The organism is Paeniglutamicibacter terrestris (genome assembly GCF_012271785.1).
GTDB lineage: Bacteria > Actinomycetota > Actinomycetes > Actinomycetales > Micrococcaceae > Paeniglutamicibacter > Paeniglutamicibacter terrestris.
This window is the reverse complement of sequence record NZ_JAAWVT010000011.1, coordinates 89894-106642: the sequence shown is the minus strand read 5'-3', so window position 1 is coordinate 106642 and position 16749 is coordinate 89894. Positions and strand designations below refer to the sequence as shown.

Genomic DNA, 16749 nt, shown 5'->3' with positions numbered 1-16749 from the left:
GCTCTTGTGAGCGGCACATCCCGTACTCCACCAGGCAAGGGCGCAAAGGCCGGCACGCCGGGCCGCAAGCCCGGCCGGGGTTCGGAATCCCGCGGCTTGAGCAAATGGTTCACCCGCATTGAGGATCCCTCGCTGCGCGGTGCCCAAATCAATTACTACGTGGTACTTGGCACCACCCTGGCGTTGACCTTCATGGGTCTGATCATGGTCTTGTCTTCCTCCTCGGTGGAGGCCATCGCCAAGAACAAGTCTGCCTTCGGCGATTTTTCCAAACAATCGCTGTGGGCAGTGGTCGGCATCATTTGCATGATGGCCCTGCAACAGGTTCCGGTCGCCAAGCTGAAAAAACTGGCGTGGCCGGCGTTGATCGTTGCCACAGCACTCTTGCTGTTGGTATTGATCATCGGCAAGGAGATCTACGGCAATAAGAACTGGATCCTCATCGGTCCGTTCTCGATCCAGCCCTCCGAGTTTGCCAAGGTCGCCCTGGCCCTCTGGGGCGCCTGGGTGGTAGAACGCAAGGCAAAGCTGATGGACCAGTGGAAGCATGCGGTGATTCCCCTGCTGGTGCCCTTTGGGTTGCTGGCCGTGGGCCTGGTGCTGATCGGCCGCGACCTCGGCACCGCCCTGATTTTGCTGCTGATCCTCGCGGTGGTGATGTTTGTTGGTGGCGCCAATTCTCGGATCTTCGGGATTGCGGGGATAGCCGGTCTGGTCGGCGTGGTGCTGATGGTTATTCTGGCACCAAACCGCATGGGCCGAATCCTGGCCTGGCTGCATATCGCCTGCGGCGACACCAACGATTACTGCTACCAGGCAGAGCAGGGCCTCTACGCCCTGGCCTCCGGCGGCTGGTTTGGCGTGGGCTTGGGTCAATCGCGACAAAAATGGTCACACATTCCCGAGGCTCAAAATGACTTCATTTTCGCGGTGCTTGGCGAAGAATTGGGGCTCTTGGGCACCATCTTCGTGATCGTGCTCTACGGCATGCTCGCCGTGGCGATGTACCGGATCGCCGTGCGTGCCGGAACCATCTTTGGTCGTGTTGCCATCAGCGGCATCATGGCTTGGATCATTGGCCAGGCGTTTGTGAATATCGGCATGGTCACCGGACTGTTGCCGGTCATCGGTCTGCCGCTGCCCTTTATTTCCTCCGGTGGTTCGGCGCTTCTGGCCACGTTCTTAGGGGTCGGGGTGGTGCTCTGCTTCGCTCGCGACCAGCGCTCCAGACTCCAACGCCCCGGAACCCGCAACGGACTGCGTGCGCTGCTGGCTAAGTCCCGCGGCGCCTCTTCCACCAGCTGATCCCACCACCTGTCAAAAAAATTGCCGATGAAACCCGTTGAAGGAAGCACACAGAATCCCATGACTGAGCCATTACGCGTGGTGATCGCCGGCGGCGGAACGGCCGGACACATCACCCCCATGATCGCCATCGCCGATGCCCTGCGCGAGCAGGACCCCGCGACGAGTATCACCGCCGTGGGTACGGCCCTCGGGCTTGAAACCCGGCTGGTACCCGAAGCCGGCTATGAGCTGCGCACCATCAACAAGGTGCCCATGCCGCGGCGGCCCTCGCTGGATTTGCTAAAGCTGCCCTTCCGCTTCAGCGCCGCGATCAAGGCTGCCGGCGCCATTCTGGATCAGACAAGGGCCCAAGCGGTGCTCGGGGTCGGCGGTTACGTCTGCACCCCGGTCTACCTTGCGGCAAAAAAGCGTAAGCTGCCCATCTTTGTTCACGAGGCCAACGCCCGTGCCGGACTGGCCAACAAGGTGGGCGCCAGATACGCGACGGGTGTTGGCGCAGCCTTCAGCGGAACCGGGCTGCCCGGAGCCAAACTGGTGGGCATGCCGATGCGCGGCTTTGTTGCGACAATGGACCGGTCCGCGATGCGCGAATCCGCCCGTGCTGCGCTGGGCTTCTCCGCGAAGGCTCCGGCACTGGTGGTCACCGGAGGCTCTTCCGGAGCTGCCTCGATTAACGCCGCCATCGGCGCCGCCCTGCCCGCGCTCAGCGCCAAGGGGATCGAGATCTTGCACATCACCGGCCGTGACAAGGTGATGCTGGATGCTGCGGGGGAGCCGCTCACGGCACCGGGTTACCGTCAGGTCGAATACGTTGACTCGATGGAACAGGCCTACGCCGCGGCAGATTTGATGGTGGCCCGATCCGGGGCTGGCACGGTCTGCGAGCTGGCCGTCGCCGGTACCCCCTCGGTCTTGGTGCCACTTCCCATCGGCAACGGCGAACAGCGCCTGAACGCCACCGACCTCGTGGCCGCTGGCGGCGCACTGCTGGTGAACGATGCCGAATTCACTGCCGAGTTCATTACCTCCACCGTGCTGAACCTGCTACTCGATCACCCGGCACTCGCGAGCATGGGGGCCGCGGCGAAGGCCCAGGGTCGCACCGACGCTGCAGCAGCGATGGCCACCATGATCCGTACGGGTCTGGGACACAGCGCACCGCCACTTACCTCCAGAACGGAAAGCTAGCATCATGCAGGAACAACACACACTTCAGCAGCTGGGCAACGTCCACCTCCTGGGCATCGGCGGCGTGGGAGTCTCGGCCGTAGCCAGGCTCATGGTGGCCCGAGGGCTCAATGTCTCGGGCACCGATGCCAAGGACCTGCCGGTGCTCCACGATCTTCGTGAAGCAGGTGCCCGCATCAACGTGGGATACGCCGCGGGGAACCTCGGGGACGCCGATACCGTGGTGATCTCCTCGATCATCAAGGCCGGTAACCCGGAGTATGACGAGGCAGTTGCCCGCGGGCTGAGAATTCTGCACCGCTCACAGGGTTTGGCCGCCGTCATGGAGGGCCACCGGGTCATCACCGTGGCCGGTACCCATGGCAAGACCACCACCACCTCGCTGATCGCCAGCATGTTGCGCGCGGCGGGAGCTTCCCCAACGTTTGCGATCGGTGCCAACATTGCGGCGCTTGGTACCAACGCCGAATTCGGTGAGGGTCGAATCTTCGTGGCCGAGGCCGATGAATCGGATGCGTCCTTCCTGAATTACTCCCCGGATGTCGCGGTGGTAACGAACATCGAGGCAGATCACCTGGATCACTACGGCAGTGTTGAGGCGGTGCACCGCGCCTTCTACGATTTCGCGTCCTTGCTTCCGGAAGACGGGCTTCTGATTTGCTGTGCCGACGATCCGGGGTCCCTCGCCCTGGCCACGCGCATGCGCAAGGAACGTCCGGCGCTGCGGGTGCAGACCTATGGGTTCGCACCCGATGCGGACCGCCGTCTGGTTGATCCGCATCCGCGCGGCCAGCGTTTTGCCTGCACCTTGGAATGGGGCAGCGGGCAAAACATCGATCTTGAGCTGGCACTGCCGGGAAACCATAATCTGCTTAATGCTGCGGCTGCCTTCTGTGTTGGGTTGGATGCCGGGTTGGACCCCGAAGCCGTAACGGCAGGACTTGGTTCGTTCACCGGTGCCGCACGCCGCTTCGACTTCCGCGGTGAGGCCGGGGGAGTGCGGGTCTTTGATGACTACGCCCATCACCCCACCGAGGTCTTGGCCGCGTTGCGCGCCGCGCGTGCCGTTGCCGGCACCGGTGCCGTTCACGTGTTGTTTCAGCCCCACCTCTTCTCGCGCACCAAGGAGCTCTACAAGGAATTCGCTGCCTCGCTGTCGCTGGCTGACTCGGCCTATGTGCTGGAGATCTACCCGGCACGCGAGTCGCCGATTCCGGGGGTTACCAGCGAACTTGTCACCGGCGAGCTGGCTACTGCCGGCGGACTGGTCTCCATGGGGCAAGCAGCGGCCGTGGTTGCCGGTGTAGCGGCCTCGGGAGATGTGATCATGACCATCGGTGCCGGAGACGTCACCGAGCAGGGCAGTGCCATCTTGGCGGCCTTGGAAGAGCGTCTGGGTCACTGATGGTCACCAAGCCCGGCCAGAGCAGGGGCAATTCCAACGTCCTTGACCTGCCCGAGGACCCCAGGCGGCGTACCAAACGGCGCTGGATCATCGGTGGTTCGGTGGTGGCTGCCTTGGTGGTGATCCTGATGCTGGTGCTCAACTTTTCCCCCATCTTGGCCATCAAAAATGTCCAGGTGAATGGTAATAAGTTGGTCACCGACGCGACGCTGCAAAAGGCGCTTGAGCCGCTGCATGGAGTTCCGCTCTCACGCGTGGGAACGGGGCGAGTGATGGAACTGCTGGCCGGTGAGCCGGCCGTTCAGGACGCCATCGTCCAGGCTGAGGCCCCCAACACGCTGCACGTTCAGATTGTTGAATATGTGCCTGTTGCGCTGCTCATCGAGGGCAAGAGGCGTTCGCTCGTGGGCCCTGAAGGCCAAGTCCTGGCGCAATTGTCGGCCAAGGCGAAGCCGAAGCTGCCCACCATTAAATCCTCGAAAGCGACGAAGGACCCAAAGGTCTTTGCCATCGTGACGCGAGTTCTCTCCGAACTACCGGATAAGCTGTTGGCGACCGTGGATCATGCAACGGCCACCAGCAAGGACTTCGTGGAGCTCACGCTCAACGACGGAACACTGGTGGTTTGGGGTGATGCTCAGGATGCGGCACTGAAGAACAGTGTTCTTCAAGCCCTTCTGGCAGCGCCCAAGGACAAGGAAGCACCCATCAAGGTGTACGACATTTCTAGTCCGCAGCACCCGGTGGCCCGGTAACGGGCCGCAAAAGACGGCAATAGAAGAAAAATGAACGACTTTGCGGCGACACGCGGCCGTGGTCGTTGCATGTACGAACTCCGAACCATAGCGTTTTCATAGCGGTTGCTTGACATAACTATAACCTTCGAGTTGAGGGTTAACGTTGGTCCGGTTGAGCTTCCTCGGTCAGCAGCACATCGAACAAGGGAATCAGGACGTGGCAGCTCCACAGAACTACCTCGCCGTCATCAAGGTCGTCGGCATCGGCGGTGGTGGCGTCAACGCCGTCAACCGCATGATCGAAGTTGGCCTGCGAGGCGTCGAATTTATTGCAATCAACACGGATGCGCAGGCATTGCTCATGAGCGATGCCGACGTCAAACTCGATGTGGGACGCGAACTTACCCGTGGCCTGGGCGCCGGCGCCAACCCCGATGTGGGTCGCCAGGCGGCCGAGGATCACGCCGAGGAAATCGAGGAAGTGCTGCGCGGGGCCGATATGGTCTTCGTCACCGCTGGTGAAGGTGGTGGCACCGGTACCGGTGGCGCGCCGGTCATCGCACGCATTGCCCGCGGCCTCGGCGCACTGACCATTGGTGTGGTCACCCGTCCGTTCACCTTCGAAGGCCGTCGCCGCGCAACCAGCGCCGACAATGGCATCGAAGCACTGCGCGACGAAGTCGACACCCTCATCGTTATCCCGAACGACCGCTTGCTCTCGATCTCCGATCGCAACGTCTCGGTCCTTGACGCCTTCCGCCAAGCGGACCAGGTACTGCTCTCGGGCGTACAGGGCATCACCGACCTGATCACCACCCCGGGCTTGATCAACCTCGACTTCGCCGACGTAAAGTCGGTCATGCAGGGCGCAGGCTCGGCATTGATGGGTATCGGTTCGGCGCGAGGTGAGGATCGCGCGGTCAAGGCCGCCGAGCTTGCTATCGCTTCACCGTTGCTCGAAGCCTCCATCGATGGTGCTCACGGCGTGCTGCTCTCCATCCAGGGCGGCTCGGACCTCGGTCTGTTCGAAATCAACGAGGCCGCACGCCTCGTGCAAGAAGTTGCTCACCCCGAGGCCAACATCATCTTCGGTGCCGTCATTGACGATGCCCTGGGTGACGAGGCTCGCGTGACGGTTATTGCCGCTGGTTTTGATCAGGTTGATGCCACCAGCACCCCGGCTGCCCCGCAGCCGATCGTGCGCAGCGCTCCGGCAGCACCCGCGTCGGCTCCTGCCGCTCCGGCAGCACCGGCCACGGCGCCCGCCGCAGCACCTCGCCAAGAAGTTCGCTCGTCGGTAGCAACCGCCGAGCAGGGCTTTGAGGAACTGCCCGCCATTGTTGAGCCGGATCTCTCGGCCACCAATGACGACCTGGATGTCCCCGACTTCCTCAAGTAGGGACAAACACTCACCGGAACGGAACCCTTCCACAGCCCATGTTGCGTTACGAATCAGCACTCGCTCCGCGAGTGCACGTTGCGTTCACTTCCACGGCCGAGGGAAACCTGGCCTTCCACGTTCCCGATGATCGCGACGCCGTGCTGCTGCGGCGTCGCGATCTCGAGCGGGGGCTGGGTCTGGGTGAATCTCGATTCAGTTACATGAATCAAGTTCACTCGGCAACAGTGGTTGAGCTCACCGGCGATGAGCCAGAGGGTCACGGCCCCACCTGCGATGCGCTGGTTTCGGCCACAGCCGCGGTGCCGCTGGCCGTCATGGTCGCCGACTGCGTTCCGGTGGTCTTCGTGGGGGCAACTCCGCGCGGAGGAATCAGTGCCGCTGCCCATGCGGGGCGGCGCGGATTGCTTGACGGCATTCTCACCGCCACCGTGGAACGTCTACGTTCGGCGGGAGCCACCAGCATCGAAGCCTGGATTGGTCCGGCCATTTGTGGCAGCTGCTACGAGGTCCCCGAATCCATGGCGGAAGAAGCCAGCATCCAGCGGCCCGGAATTCGAAGCACCACCCACCACGGCACCACGGGGCTGGATTTGCCCGGCGCCGCGGCCACCGAATTATCCGAGTTGGGTGTAGTGGTCACCAAGACCGGAATCTGCACGCTCGAGGATGAGAACTACTTTTCCTACCGACGTGATTCACAAACCGGTCGTTTGGCAGGACTTGTCTGGCAGGACGTTGAGGCTTAGGCCGCAACGTAAGAGCATCAGTCCAGCAGGGAGCAAAATTCTGCCGGGCGACACACCGAGCGATTCTCCCCGATGTCCTCAAGCACCGACAATTGGTGCTGTAGCGTCGAGTTAGCGGAGAGACTTGCGGTCCGGCAATCGTCGACCGCAAACGATTAAAAGGAGAAGACCATGGCTGGCGCATTGCGCAAGACAATGATCTACCTGGGACTCGCCGAGGGTGACGAGAACTTCGAGGCCGACAAGCAAGACATTCAAGCGCGTGAAGAAGTGCGCTTAGTCGAGCCTGTTCGCGAGGAGTCGGTCGCCGCACAGCCTGCACCGGTAGCACCAGTGGCACCCCGAGCTGTCATCGAAAACGAATACCGGGCTCCGGTAACACCCATCAAGCGCGCACCTTCAGCACGGGACGAGGACTCTTCATTGCGTCAGATCACCACCGTTCATCCACGGTCCTACAATGATGCAAAAATCATTGGGGAGAACTTCCGTGATGGCATACCTGTCATCATGAATGTCACCGATATGGGCGAAGCGGACGCCAAGCGTCTGGTCGATTTCTCTGCGGGTCTCGCCTTTGCCCTGCACGGCAGCATCGAGCGGGTCACCAACAAGGTGTTCCTGCTCTCCCCATCGACGGTAGAGGTACTCGGTGAGGACAAAAAGCAGTCCGAAGACCAAGCCACCTTTTTCAACCAAAGCTAGATCCAGGGGTTCGAAGTAAACGTGGAGCTAATTTTCGCCCTACTTTATGTGCTGCTCACGGTGCTGCAAGTCATGCTACTTTTGCGCATAGTGCTTGATATCACTGAATCTTTTGCGCGTAGTTGGAGGCCACAGGGCATTTCCCTGGTTGCCGTTACACTGATCGCCAAGACCACGGATCCACCCATGCGGTGGTTACGCTCACGTATTAAACCGCTTGATCTCGGGGGAATTCGCCTTGATCTTGCGTTCATCATTTTGTTCTTCGCCGTCATAGTGCTCAAACTTGTTGTCAACAACTTGGGTGTAGCGGCGGCGTTGAGATAAGCCTTGAAAGAGGCTAGTTTTTCGGTCGCGACAAGGACTAAGAGCATCACTTTCCGGTAAGAAAGTCCGTTGCTTTTAGCCTTTACCCGGTCAGTCGTTATAGTGTTGTCACATTGAGCGCAGCGACTGCACCGGGCTGCGTTCTAGTAAAACGGTAAGTGTACTCGTGCCGCACTTCAGCGGTTCGGGGAGAAGAACCAAGTATCGAGGTGACCAGATGGCTCTCACGCCAGAAGATGTAGTCAACAAACGATTTCAGCCAACGAAGTTCCGCGAAGGCTACGATCAGGATGAGGTTGACGATTTCCTAGACGAGATCGTTGTCGAGCTACGTCGTCTGACGCAGGAGAACGACGATCTGCGTCGTCGCCTGTCGGAAGCCGGCGTCAGCGAAGGCGCTCAGTCCGTTCCAGCGCCAGTAGCAGCCGCACCTGCGGCCAAGCCGGCCGAAGCCGACAAGGCCAAGGAAGCCGCCAAGGCTCCCGAGGTTAAGAAGGAAGAGACCAAAGCTCCGGAGGCCCCCAAGGCAGCCGAGCCGGCCAAGGTCGTTGCAGCGGCCCCGGTCGCAGCAGCAGCTCCGGCTACTTCCGCCGAATCCGCCGCTGGCGTTTTGGCCATGGCACAGCGCCTGCACGACGAATACGTCTCCGCAGGTGTCGAGCAGCGCGACAAGATCATTGCTGAAGCACAGGTTGAGGCCACTGGCCTTGTCACCGACGCCGAAGAGAAGAGCCGTAAGACGCTCTCCGCATTGGAACAGCAGAAAACTGTTCTGGAGCGCAAGGTTGAGCAGCTGCGAGGCTTCGAGCGCGACTACCGTGCACGTCTGAAGACTTACATCGAAGGCCAGCTGCGCGACCTGGAAGCCAAGGGGTCCATGGACACCACGGAAGCCAAGGGCAACAGCTAATCTGCTTCACCATTTGCCACACAAATTGATGGCTTAAGATTGTTGGCGGTCGGAACTCCGGCCGCCAACAATTCGTTAAAGGACACGATGGAAAACAGCTCCGTACCCCCTGCGTCTCAGGGTTCGACCACTCCGGGGTCCGGCCGGGGAAACACCCGAACCCTCATGATCGTCACCAGTGCCATTGCCGTGCTCGGGCTGGTCCTCGACCAGATCACTAAGCGCATCGTGGTGTCCACCATGTATGAAGGCCAAGTCATTGATGTCTTACCGCCGCTCTTGCGTTGGTATTTCATCAAGAACTCCGGTGCCGCATTTTCCATGGGTGAGGGATTTACCTGGGTATTCACCATCATCCAGGCAGCGGTTTTGCTCTATGTGGCAATCATGCTGGTTCGCAAAATTCGCATCTGGCCCTGGGCACTGGCTCTGGGCGGACTGATGGGCGGGGTTGCGGGCAACCTCACCGACAGGCTCTTCCGGGCCCCTTCCTTCGGCCACGGCCACGTGGTTGACTTCATTGCTCTACCCAACTTCGCCATCTTCAACGTTGCGGATATGTTCATCGTTTGCTCAATGATCGGCATCTGCCTGCTGCTTTTTAGCGGCCGCGAACTTGATGGACAAAAGAACTCAGCAAAGAACACCACCGAACCGGGCGCCGGTCCGGATATGAAGGATCAGCCGTGAACGCCGAACGTAACGAATCCCTGTTGGTCGAGCCCGAAGAGGCCGACCAACGCATCGACGCTTTCCTCGTTGCGCGTTTAGGTCTTTCTCGCGTCCAAGCAGCTCTGTTGTGCACCGAAGGCAACGTAAGCGTTGCTGGAAAAGCCGTGTCAAAGTCGAAGAAGATCGTGGCCGGCACCACCGTCGATGTCTTTCTTCCGATTCGACCGGATCCATTAGAAATCAGGGTAGAACTCGTGGAAGATCTCAAGATCATTGCCGACGACGACGAATACGTTGTCATTGACAAGCCGGTCGGCGTTGCCGCACATCCATCGCCGGGTTGGGTCGGACCCACTGTTGTCGGCGCACTGATCGCTGCCGGCTACCGCATTTCCACCTCGGGCGCTGCCGAACGTCAGGGCATCGTTCACCGCTTGGACGTGGGAACCAGCGGGTTGATGGTTGTCGCCAAGACCGAGCGCGCTTACACCGCATTGAAGCTGGCCTTCAAGGAACGTACCCCCAAGAAGATCTACCACGCCGTAGTTCAGGGACTCCCAGATCCACTCGAGGGCACCATCAACGCTCCGCTGGGGCGCCACCCAGGGTACGACTGGAAGTTCGCCGTAGTGGAGGATGGTCGCCCGTCGGTGACTCACTATAAGGTCATGGAGGCCTTCGGCCGCGCCTCCCTGGTGGAGGTCACCCTAGAAACCGGGCGCACCCACCAGATTCGTGTGCACTTCGGCGCCATGCGTCACCCCTGTGCGGGGGACCAGACCTACGGGGCCGACCCGAAGCTGTCCGCAGCACTCGGGCTGACCCGCCAATGGCTCCATGCCCAGCGACTGGGCTTCTTCCATCCCGTTAACGGTGAATGGATGGAGTACACCAGCTCGTATCCACTGGACCTGGTCAGCTCCTTGGAGCTCTTGCGCGAGGGCAATTTCTAGCCCCACCTGAACATCATCAGAGGCACCCACACACCTGTGTGGGTGCCTCTTCCCACAACCGGTGTCGATAGCGGGCGCAGGCGCCAGAGAGGGCCTAGACTGGATCGGTGGCTAGCTCTAATCGCGATGGATTCGTACACCTTCACACGCATACCGAATACTCAATGCTTGACGGTGCTGCGCGCCTGACAGAACTCTTTGAGGAGACCAACAGGCTTGGCATGACCGCCCTGGCCACCACCGACCATGGTTATTTGTTCGGTGCCTTCGACTTCTGGTCCAAGGCCACAGCAGCCGGGGTCAAGCCCATCATCGGCATCGAGGCCTACGTCACCCCGGGTACCGCGCGCGACGACAAGACTCGCGTGAAGTGGCGCACCGACGAAAGCCAGAAGCGCGATGACGTCTCCGGCGGTGGTCTCTACACCCACATGACGTTGTTGAGCTACAACAACACCGGCATGAAAAACCTTTTTAAGGCCTCCTCTCTGGCTTCCCTTGACTCGGTATTTGGCAAGTATCCGCGGCTCGACCGGGATCTGCTTGACACCTATCACGAAGGCATTATCGCCACCACCGGTTGTCCCTCAGGCGAGGTACAGACGAAGCTGCGCCTCGGGCAATACAACGAGGCCAAGGCCGCCGCAGCGGAATTTCAGGATCTTTTCGGCAAGGAAAACTATTTCTGCGAGTTCATGGACCACGGGCTGGATATTGAACGTCGGGTCACGCAGGACCTATTGCGTCTGGCCAAGGAACTAAACATCCCGAGGGTTGCCACCAACGACCTGCATTACACCCACGAGCACGACGCCAAGGCCCACGAGGCCCTGCTGGCCATCAACTCCGGTTCCACCCTCGATGAGCCGACCTACGACCAAGGCGGCTCGCGCTTCGCTTTCTCGGGGTCCGGCTACTACCTCAAGAGCCCGGCCGAAATGCGCCACCTCTTCCGTGAAATGCCGGATGCCTGTGACAACACCCTGCTGATCGCCGAACGCGCGGAGGTGTCCTTTGATACCAGTGCCAACTACATGCCTCGTTTCCCCTGCCCGGAGGGCGAGGACGAAACCAGCTGGCTGATCAAGGAAGTCGACAAGGGGATGCATTACCGCTATCCCAACGGCGTCCCGGAGGCGTCGCGCAAGCAGGCGGACTTCGAACTCGACGTCATCATCAAGATGGGCTTCCCCGGCTACTTCTTGGTCGTCGCCGACTTCATCAACTGGTCCAAGGACAACGGCATTCGCGTTGGACCCGGCCGTGGTTCTGGTGCCGGTTCCATGGTTGCCTACGCCATGCGCATCACCGACCTTGACCCGCTGGTCCATGGTTTGATCTTCGAGCGTTTCTTGAACCCTGAGCGTGTTTCGATGCCCGACTTCGATGTCGACTTCGATGATAGGCGCCGCTCGGAGGTCATCAGGTACGTGACCGAAAAGTACGGCGACGAGCGTGTGTCGATGATCGTGACCTACGGGTCGATCAAAACCAAGCAGGCGCTGAAAGACTCCTCGCGTGTGCTTGGATACCCCTTCTCCATGGGAGAATCCCTGACCAAGGCGCTGCCACCTGCCGTCATGGCCAAGGACATCCCGCTCAATGACATTGAAGACCCCAAGTCCAAGCGGTACTCCGAGGCCGGGGACTTCCGCCAGCTAGTGGCCACCGACCCCGAGGCAGCTCGCGTTTTCGAAACCGCGAAGGGCATCGAGGGGCTCAAGCGCCAGTGGGGCGTGCACGCCGCCGGCGTGATCATGAGCTCGGATCCCATCATCGACGTCATCCCGATCATGCGCCGCATCCAAGACGGCCAGGTCATCACGCAGTTCGACTACCCGACCTGTGAAGGTCTGGGGCTGATCAAGATGGACTTCTTGGGACTGCGAAACCTCACCATCATTTCGGACGCGCTGGAAAACATCAAGGCGAATCAAGGCGTGGACCTGGACCTCGAGCGTCTAGAGCTCGACGACGCGGGCGCCTATGAGCTGATGGCCCGTGGCGACACCCTAGGTGTGTTCCAGCTCGATGGCGGGCCCATGCGCTCACTGCTCAAGCTCATGCGCCCGGATAACTTTGAAGACATCTCCGCTGTGCTCGCGCTCTACCGCCCAGGCCCCATGGGCGCCAACTCGCACAACAACTACGCGTTGCGCAAGAACAAACTCCAGGAAGAAACCCCGATCCACCCCACGCTCCTGGAACCGTTGCGGGAGATCCTGGGCGGGACCTACGGCCTGATCGTGTACCAAGAGCAGGTCATGTCCATTGCGCAGAAGCTAGCCGGCTTCTCGCTGGGACAAGCCGACATCCTGCGCCGTGCCATGGGCAAGAAGAAGAAGTCCGAGTTGGACAAGCAGTTCGCCGGCTTCTCCCAGGGCATGATCGACAACGGGTACACCAAGGAGGCCATCAAGGCCCTCTGGGACATCCTGCTGCCCTTCTCCGACTATGCCTTCAACAAGGCGCACTCGGCCGCCTACGGGGTCATTTCCTACTGGACCGCCTACCTCAAGGCTCACTACCCGTCCGAATACATGGCAGCACTCCTAACGTCCGTGGGCGACGATAAGGACAAGACGGCCATGTACCTCAACGAATGCCGTCACATGGGCATCACCGTTTTTGCTCCCGACGTCAATGAATCTGCGCTGAACTTCACCCCGGTGGGCAACGACATTCGCTTCGGCATGGGCGCCATCCGCAACGTCGGCGCCAACGTGGTCAACGCGTTGGTCGAGGCCCGTGTGGAAAAGGGCAACTTCGAGAACTTCGCAGATTTCCTGCAGAAGGTCCCAGCCGTGGTCTGCAACAAGCGCACCATCGAATCCCTGATCAAGTCCGGCGCCTTTGACACGATGGGCCATGCCCGACGCGCCCTAGTGGCCATTCACGAAGAGGCCGTGGATTCGGTCATTGCCGTGAAACGTAATGAGGCGGCCAACCAATTTGACCTCTTCAGCGCTTTTGATGACCCGACCGCCGCGGCCGGCATGACGGTAGCAGTTCCGGATATGCCCGACTGGGAAAAGAAGGACAAACTGGCCTTTGAGCGCGACATGCTCGGCCTCTACGTCTCGGACCACCCGTTGAAGGGCCTAGGTGGCCTGCTGGAACAAAATGCCGACATGTCTGTCACCCAGGTGCTCTCTGACGACGGCCCGCAGGACGGCCACACCGTGACCGTCTGCGGGATGATCACCTCGCTACAGCGTCGCATCGCCAAGAAGAGTGGCAACCCGTATGCGCGCTGTGAGATCGAGGACCTTTCCGGGTCCATAGAAACCATGTTCTTTGGCAACGCCTACGCGCCGATTGCCAACGTGTTGGCCGAGGACCTCATCGTCGTGGTGAAGGGGCGGGTGCAGAAGCGCGACGACGGATCAATCACGCTCAACGCTCAGGAACTCACGGTTCCGGAGATCAGTGAGGACGGCGAAGGCGGCCCGGTGGTCATCTCCATGGCTAACCACAAGGCGACCGAGGAAGTCATCTCCGCCCTCGGGGAGGTGCTGCGCGTGCACCAAGGCACCACCGAGGTGCGGGTGAAGCTACACAGCACCCGTGGGGTATCGCTGATGCGCCTGGGCATGGAATACCGTGTGAACCCGAACTCGGCACTCTTCGGTGACCTCAAGGTCCTGCTGGGCCCGACCTGCTTGGACGGCTAGCAGCCAACGGAGAAACGGACCCTCAGTGGTCCGTTGCGGTGTAGACGGGGGCCAGTGCTGGGTAGTACTGGCCCCACTGCACGGTGGTGACGTCGCCTCCGCTTAGGTGCACGATGGCCCGCTCCAGGTAGTACTCCCACCCCGGCCCGATCGAGCTCGGGTCCTCACTTGGACCCAAATCCTGGGTGAACCGGATGAGTCCGGCACCGGGCGTCCCGGAGATCTCCCATCCGAGGTTCCAGGATCCATACTCGCCTACCGTGGACAAGCTCAGCTCATGTGGGGCGCGGCAGCGCAGGATCTGCACCCCCTCCGGTGGGGCTTCGGTGCCGTCTTCGACCATCGAGAAGGTCAGGTCGCTACCTTCGGCGGAACCGCGCAGGATCCCAATCCACCCGGCCAAACCCGGAGCGGTGGTGAAGGCCTCCCATAGCTGCTGGGGGTCAAAGGTGGTGTGGCGCTCGATGGTGATTCGAACCCCGTCAGTGGTCGACTCCAGGGAGTCGTATGGTTTCATCATCAATACCCCTTGTGTGGTGGTGTGACTCGCATGAGGCGACTCTTTCACAACTGAGCTTTGTGCGGAAGTCACAGCGCGAAAAGCGAATATTAAGCAGGTCGGATACACGCTTTTCACGGCCGCGACCACCTGAGCCTATAAACTGATCTGGTGACCAGCAACGTACGCCCCCAGACCTTTTCCGCGCTCCAAGACCTCGACTTGCGAGGTGCCGCCCTTGACCATGCGAGCCTCAAGGCGGTGCTGCCGCGCCCAGAGTTGAACTTCGCCACCGCCGCCGAGGCCGTGGAGTCGATCATTGGCCGCGTGCGCACCGAGGGCTTCACTGCCCTGTCCGAGCTGGCCGAGAAGTTCGACGGTGTGCAACAGGACTACACCCGTGTCCCTGCCGAGGCCATGGAACGCGCCCTGGCGGAACTTGACCCACAGGTCCGCGCCGGCCTGGAGGAGTCAATCACCCGGGCCCGTGCCTTTGCCGCGGCCCAGGTGCCGGAAGACACATCCGTGGAATACGGGACGGGTGCAACCGTCACCCAGCGCTGGGTAGCTGTGCGCCGGGTGGGTCTCTATGTTCCGGGCGGCCTGGCGGTATACCCGAGCTCGGTGATCATGAACGCCGTGCCTGCCCTGGCCGCCGGTGTTGGATCCCTGGCCATTGCTTCGCCCCCGCAAAAGGAATTCGGCGGGCTGCCCCACCCCACGATCTTGGCCGCGGCCAAGCTCTTGGGTGTCGAGGAGGTTCACGCCATGGGCGGTGCTCAGGCCATCGCTGCACTCGCCTACGGCGTTGCCGTGCCCGCAGGCGTAGACCCGGCGCTGGCCATCGAGCCGGTTGACGTGGTCACCGGCCCCGGAAACCTCTTTGTCGCCACCGCCAAGCGCCTGGTCAAGGGCGTGGTCGGCATCGATGCCGAAGCCGGCCCCACCGAAATTGCCATCCTGGCCGACGCTACGGCGAACCCCGAGTATGTTGCAGCGGATATGATCTCGCAGGCAGAACACGACCCGAACGCGGCGGCCGTGTTGGTCACCGACTCACCCGACCTGGCCGAAGCTGTCCGGGAAGCGCTGGAGAACCAGTGCCGCACCACCAAGCACGCAGAACGTGTTGGCATTGCTCTGGGTGGCAAGCAGTCGGCCATCATCTTGGTATCGAACATCGACGCGGGTATTGCGGTCTGCAACGTCTACGCAGCGGAACACCTGGAGATCCACACGGCCAACGCCCACGCGGATGCGGCAAGAATTTCCGCTGCCGGGGCCATCTTCATCGGGTCCCACGCTCCCGTATCACTTGGTGACTACTGCGCTGGATCCAACCACGTGCTGCCCACCAGCGGCACCGCGGCCTTTGCCTCGGGGTTGAACGTCAATACCTTCCTCAAAGCCATTCAGGTCATCGACTATGACCGCGCGGCGTTGCAGGTGGTGGCACCCCACGTGGTGGCGCTGGCCAACGCAGAGGATCTGCCAGCCCACGGTGATGCGGTAGCCATCCGCTTCGCCTGAAATTGCCCGGTGCCCCGAGAGCGCTGAGGCACTGTGTCAAAGACCACTGCATATGGTAATGACTATGTTGTGATTAGGCTATATGTAGCCATAAACTGATCGAGGGCACACTTGTGTTCGGAAAATGTCCCGAGGAAGGGGTGCCATGTACTGTCCCTATTGCAGGCACACCGATTCGCGTGTTGTTGACAGTCGCTTGACCGACGACGGTACCGCGATCCGCCGCCGCCGGCAATGCGCCGAATGCGGACGACGGTTCAGCACGGCGGAGACCACGAGCCTGAATGTGCTTAAGCGTTCGGGGGTGGCCGAGCCATTTAGTCGCGCCAAGGTCATCAACGGAGTGCGCAAGGCGTGCCAGGGCCGCCCCGTGACGGACGACGATTTGGCCTTGCTGGCCCAAGAAGTCGAAGAAGCCGTGCGTTCCAGCGGCGCCGCGGAGATTAACGCCCGCGAGGTTGGACTGGCGATCCTCACACCATTGCAGCGCCTCGATGAGGTGGCATACCTACGCTTTGCCAGTGTTTACCAAGACTTCAAATCCCTCGAGGACTTTGAGACTGCCATTAAAAAGTTGCGGACCGAACGCGAGAACCGGCCGGTCGGACCGCAACGTCCACTGAGCGCACGATAGCGCCTGTGGCCTTTCCCTCCCAGAACTAACCCTGCAAAATAAACAACGGCGGGTCAGCT

15 protein-coding genes are annotated in these 16749 nt (G+C 61.0%); 14 read left to right on the top strand and 1 reads right to left on the bottom strand.

What is annotated here, in order from left to right; translation table 11 throughout:
- The first annotated feature begins 6 nt into the window (after positions 1 to 6).
- From ftsW to dnaE, 12 genes are all read left to right on the top strand, one after another.
- Positions 7 to 1305 (top strand): putative lipid II flippase FtsW, encoded by a 1299-nt coding sequence (gene ftsW / locus HED64_RS17490; protein WP_168153259.1) that lies wholly within the window; start codon positions 7 to 9, stop codon positions 1303 to 1305.
- Between the two features lie 60 nt (positions 1306 to 1365).
- The gene (murG, locus tag HED64_RS17485) at positions 1366 to 2496 is read left to right on the top strand and encodes an undecaprenyldiphospho-muramoylpentapeptide beta-N-acetylglucosaminyltransferase (protein WP_168153258.1); all 1131 of its coding nucleotides are present in this window, start codon (positions 1366 to 1368) and stop codon (positions 2494 to 2496) included.
- Positions 2497 to 2500: 4 nt separating this feature from the next.
- Entirely contained in the window at positions 2501 to 3901 is a 1401-nt protein-coding gene (murC, locus tag HED64_RS17480; protein ID WP_168153257.1) for a UDP-N-acetylmuramate--L-alanine ligase, read from the top strand.
- Positions 3901 to 4656 (top strand): cell division protein FtsQ/DivIB, encoded by a 756-nt coding sequence (locus HED64_RS17475; RefSeq protein WP_168153256.1) that lies wholly within the window; start codon positions 3901 to 3903, stop codon positions 4654 to 4656. The genes murC and HED64_RS17475 overlap by 1 nt, the downstream gene beginning before the upstream one ends.
- Positions 4657 to 4855: 199 nt before the next feature.
- Entirely contained in the window at positions 4856 to 6037 is a 1182-nt protein-coding gene (ftsZ, locus tag HED64_RS17470; RefSeq protein ID WP_168153255.1) for a cell division protein FtsZ, read from the top strand.
- 38 nt (positions 6038 to 6075) lie between these two features.
- Positions 6076 to 6786 (top strand): purine nucleoside phosphorylase YfiH/LACC1 family protein, encoded by a 711-nt coding sequence (locus tag HED64_RS17465; protein WP_168153254.1) that lies wholly within the window; start codon positions 6076 to 6078, stop codon positions 6784 to 6786.
- A 171-nt stretch (positions 6787 to 6957) separates the two neighbouring features.
- Entirely contained in the window at positions 6958 to 7491 is a 534-nt protein-coding gene (locus HED64_RS17460) for a cell division protein SepF (RefSeq protein ID WP_168153253.1), read from the top strand.
- A gap of 21 nt (positions 7492 to 7512) precedes the next feature.
- Positions 7513 to 7818: a YggT family protein gene (locus HED64_RS17455; RefSeq protein ID WP_132364837.1), complete on the top strand. Its 306-nt coding sequence runs from the start codon at positions 7513 to 7515 to the stop codon at positions 7816 to 7818.
- A 217-nt stretch (positions 7819 to 8035) separates the two neighbouring features.
- Positions 8036 to 8728: a DivIVA domain-containing protein gene (locus HED64_RS17450; RefSeq protein WP_132364839.1), complete on the top strand. Its 693-nt coding sequence runs from the start codon at positions 8036 to 8038 to the stop codon at positions 8726 to 8728.
- 165 nt (positions 8729 to 8893) lie between these two features.
- Positions 8894 to 9418 (top strand): signal peptidase II, encoded by a 525-nt coding sequence (gene lspA / locus HED64_RS17445; RefSeq protein ID WP_168153252.1) that lies wholly within the window; start codon positions 8894 to 8896, stop codon positions 9416 to 9418.
- Positions 9415 to 10353, top strand: a complete 939-nt coding sequence (locus HED64_RS17440) for an RluA family pseudouridine synthase (RefSeq protein WP_342590767.1) — start codon at positions 9415 to 9417, stop codon at positions 10351 to 10353. The genes lspA and HED64_RS17440 overlap by 4 nt, the downstream gene beginning before the upstream one ends.
- A gap of 107 nt (positions 10354 to 10460) precedes the next feature.
- Positions 10461 to 14027, top strand: a complete 3567-nt coding sequence (gene dnaE, locus HED64_RS17435) for a DNA polymerase III subunit alpha (RefSeq protein WP_132364841.1) — start codon at positions 10461 to 10463, stop codon at positions 14025 to 14027.
- Between the two features lie 22 nt (positions 14028 to 14049).
- Here the strand turns inward: dnaE and HED64_RS17430 are convergent, their stop codons facing one another.
- Positions 14050 to 14547 carry an SRPBCC family protein gene (locus HED64_RS17430; RefSeq protein WP_168153251.1) on the bottom strand — a complete coding sequence of 166 codons (498 nt, stop codon included), beginning with the start codon at positions 14545 to 14547 and terminating at the stop codon, positions 14050 to 14052.
- A gap of 150 nt (positions 14548 to 14697) precedes the next feature.
- On the opposite strand from HED64_RS17430, the gene hisD reads away from it, so the two are divergent.
- Together hisD and nrdR are read left to right on the top strand one after the other, a co-directional pair.
- The gene (gene hisD / locus HED64_RS17425) at positions 14698 to 16056 is read left to right on the top strand and encodes a histidinol dehydrogenase (RefSeq protein ID WP_168153250.1); all 1359 of its coding nucleotides are present in this window, start codon (positions 14698 to 14700) and stop codon (positions 16054 to 16056) included.
- A 145-nt stretch (positions 16057 to 16201) separates the two neighbouring features.
- Complete coding sequence (gene nrdR / locus HED64_RS17420) at positions 16202 to 16690, top strand: transcriptional regulator NrdR (protein WP_168153249.1); 489 nt, start codon at positions 16202 to 16204, stop codon at positions 16688 to 16690.
- Positions 16691 to 16749 lie beyond the last annotated feature (59 nt).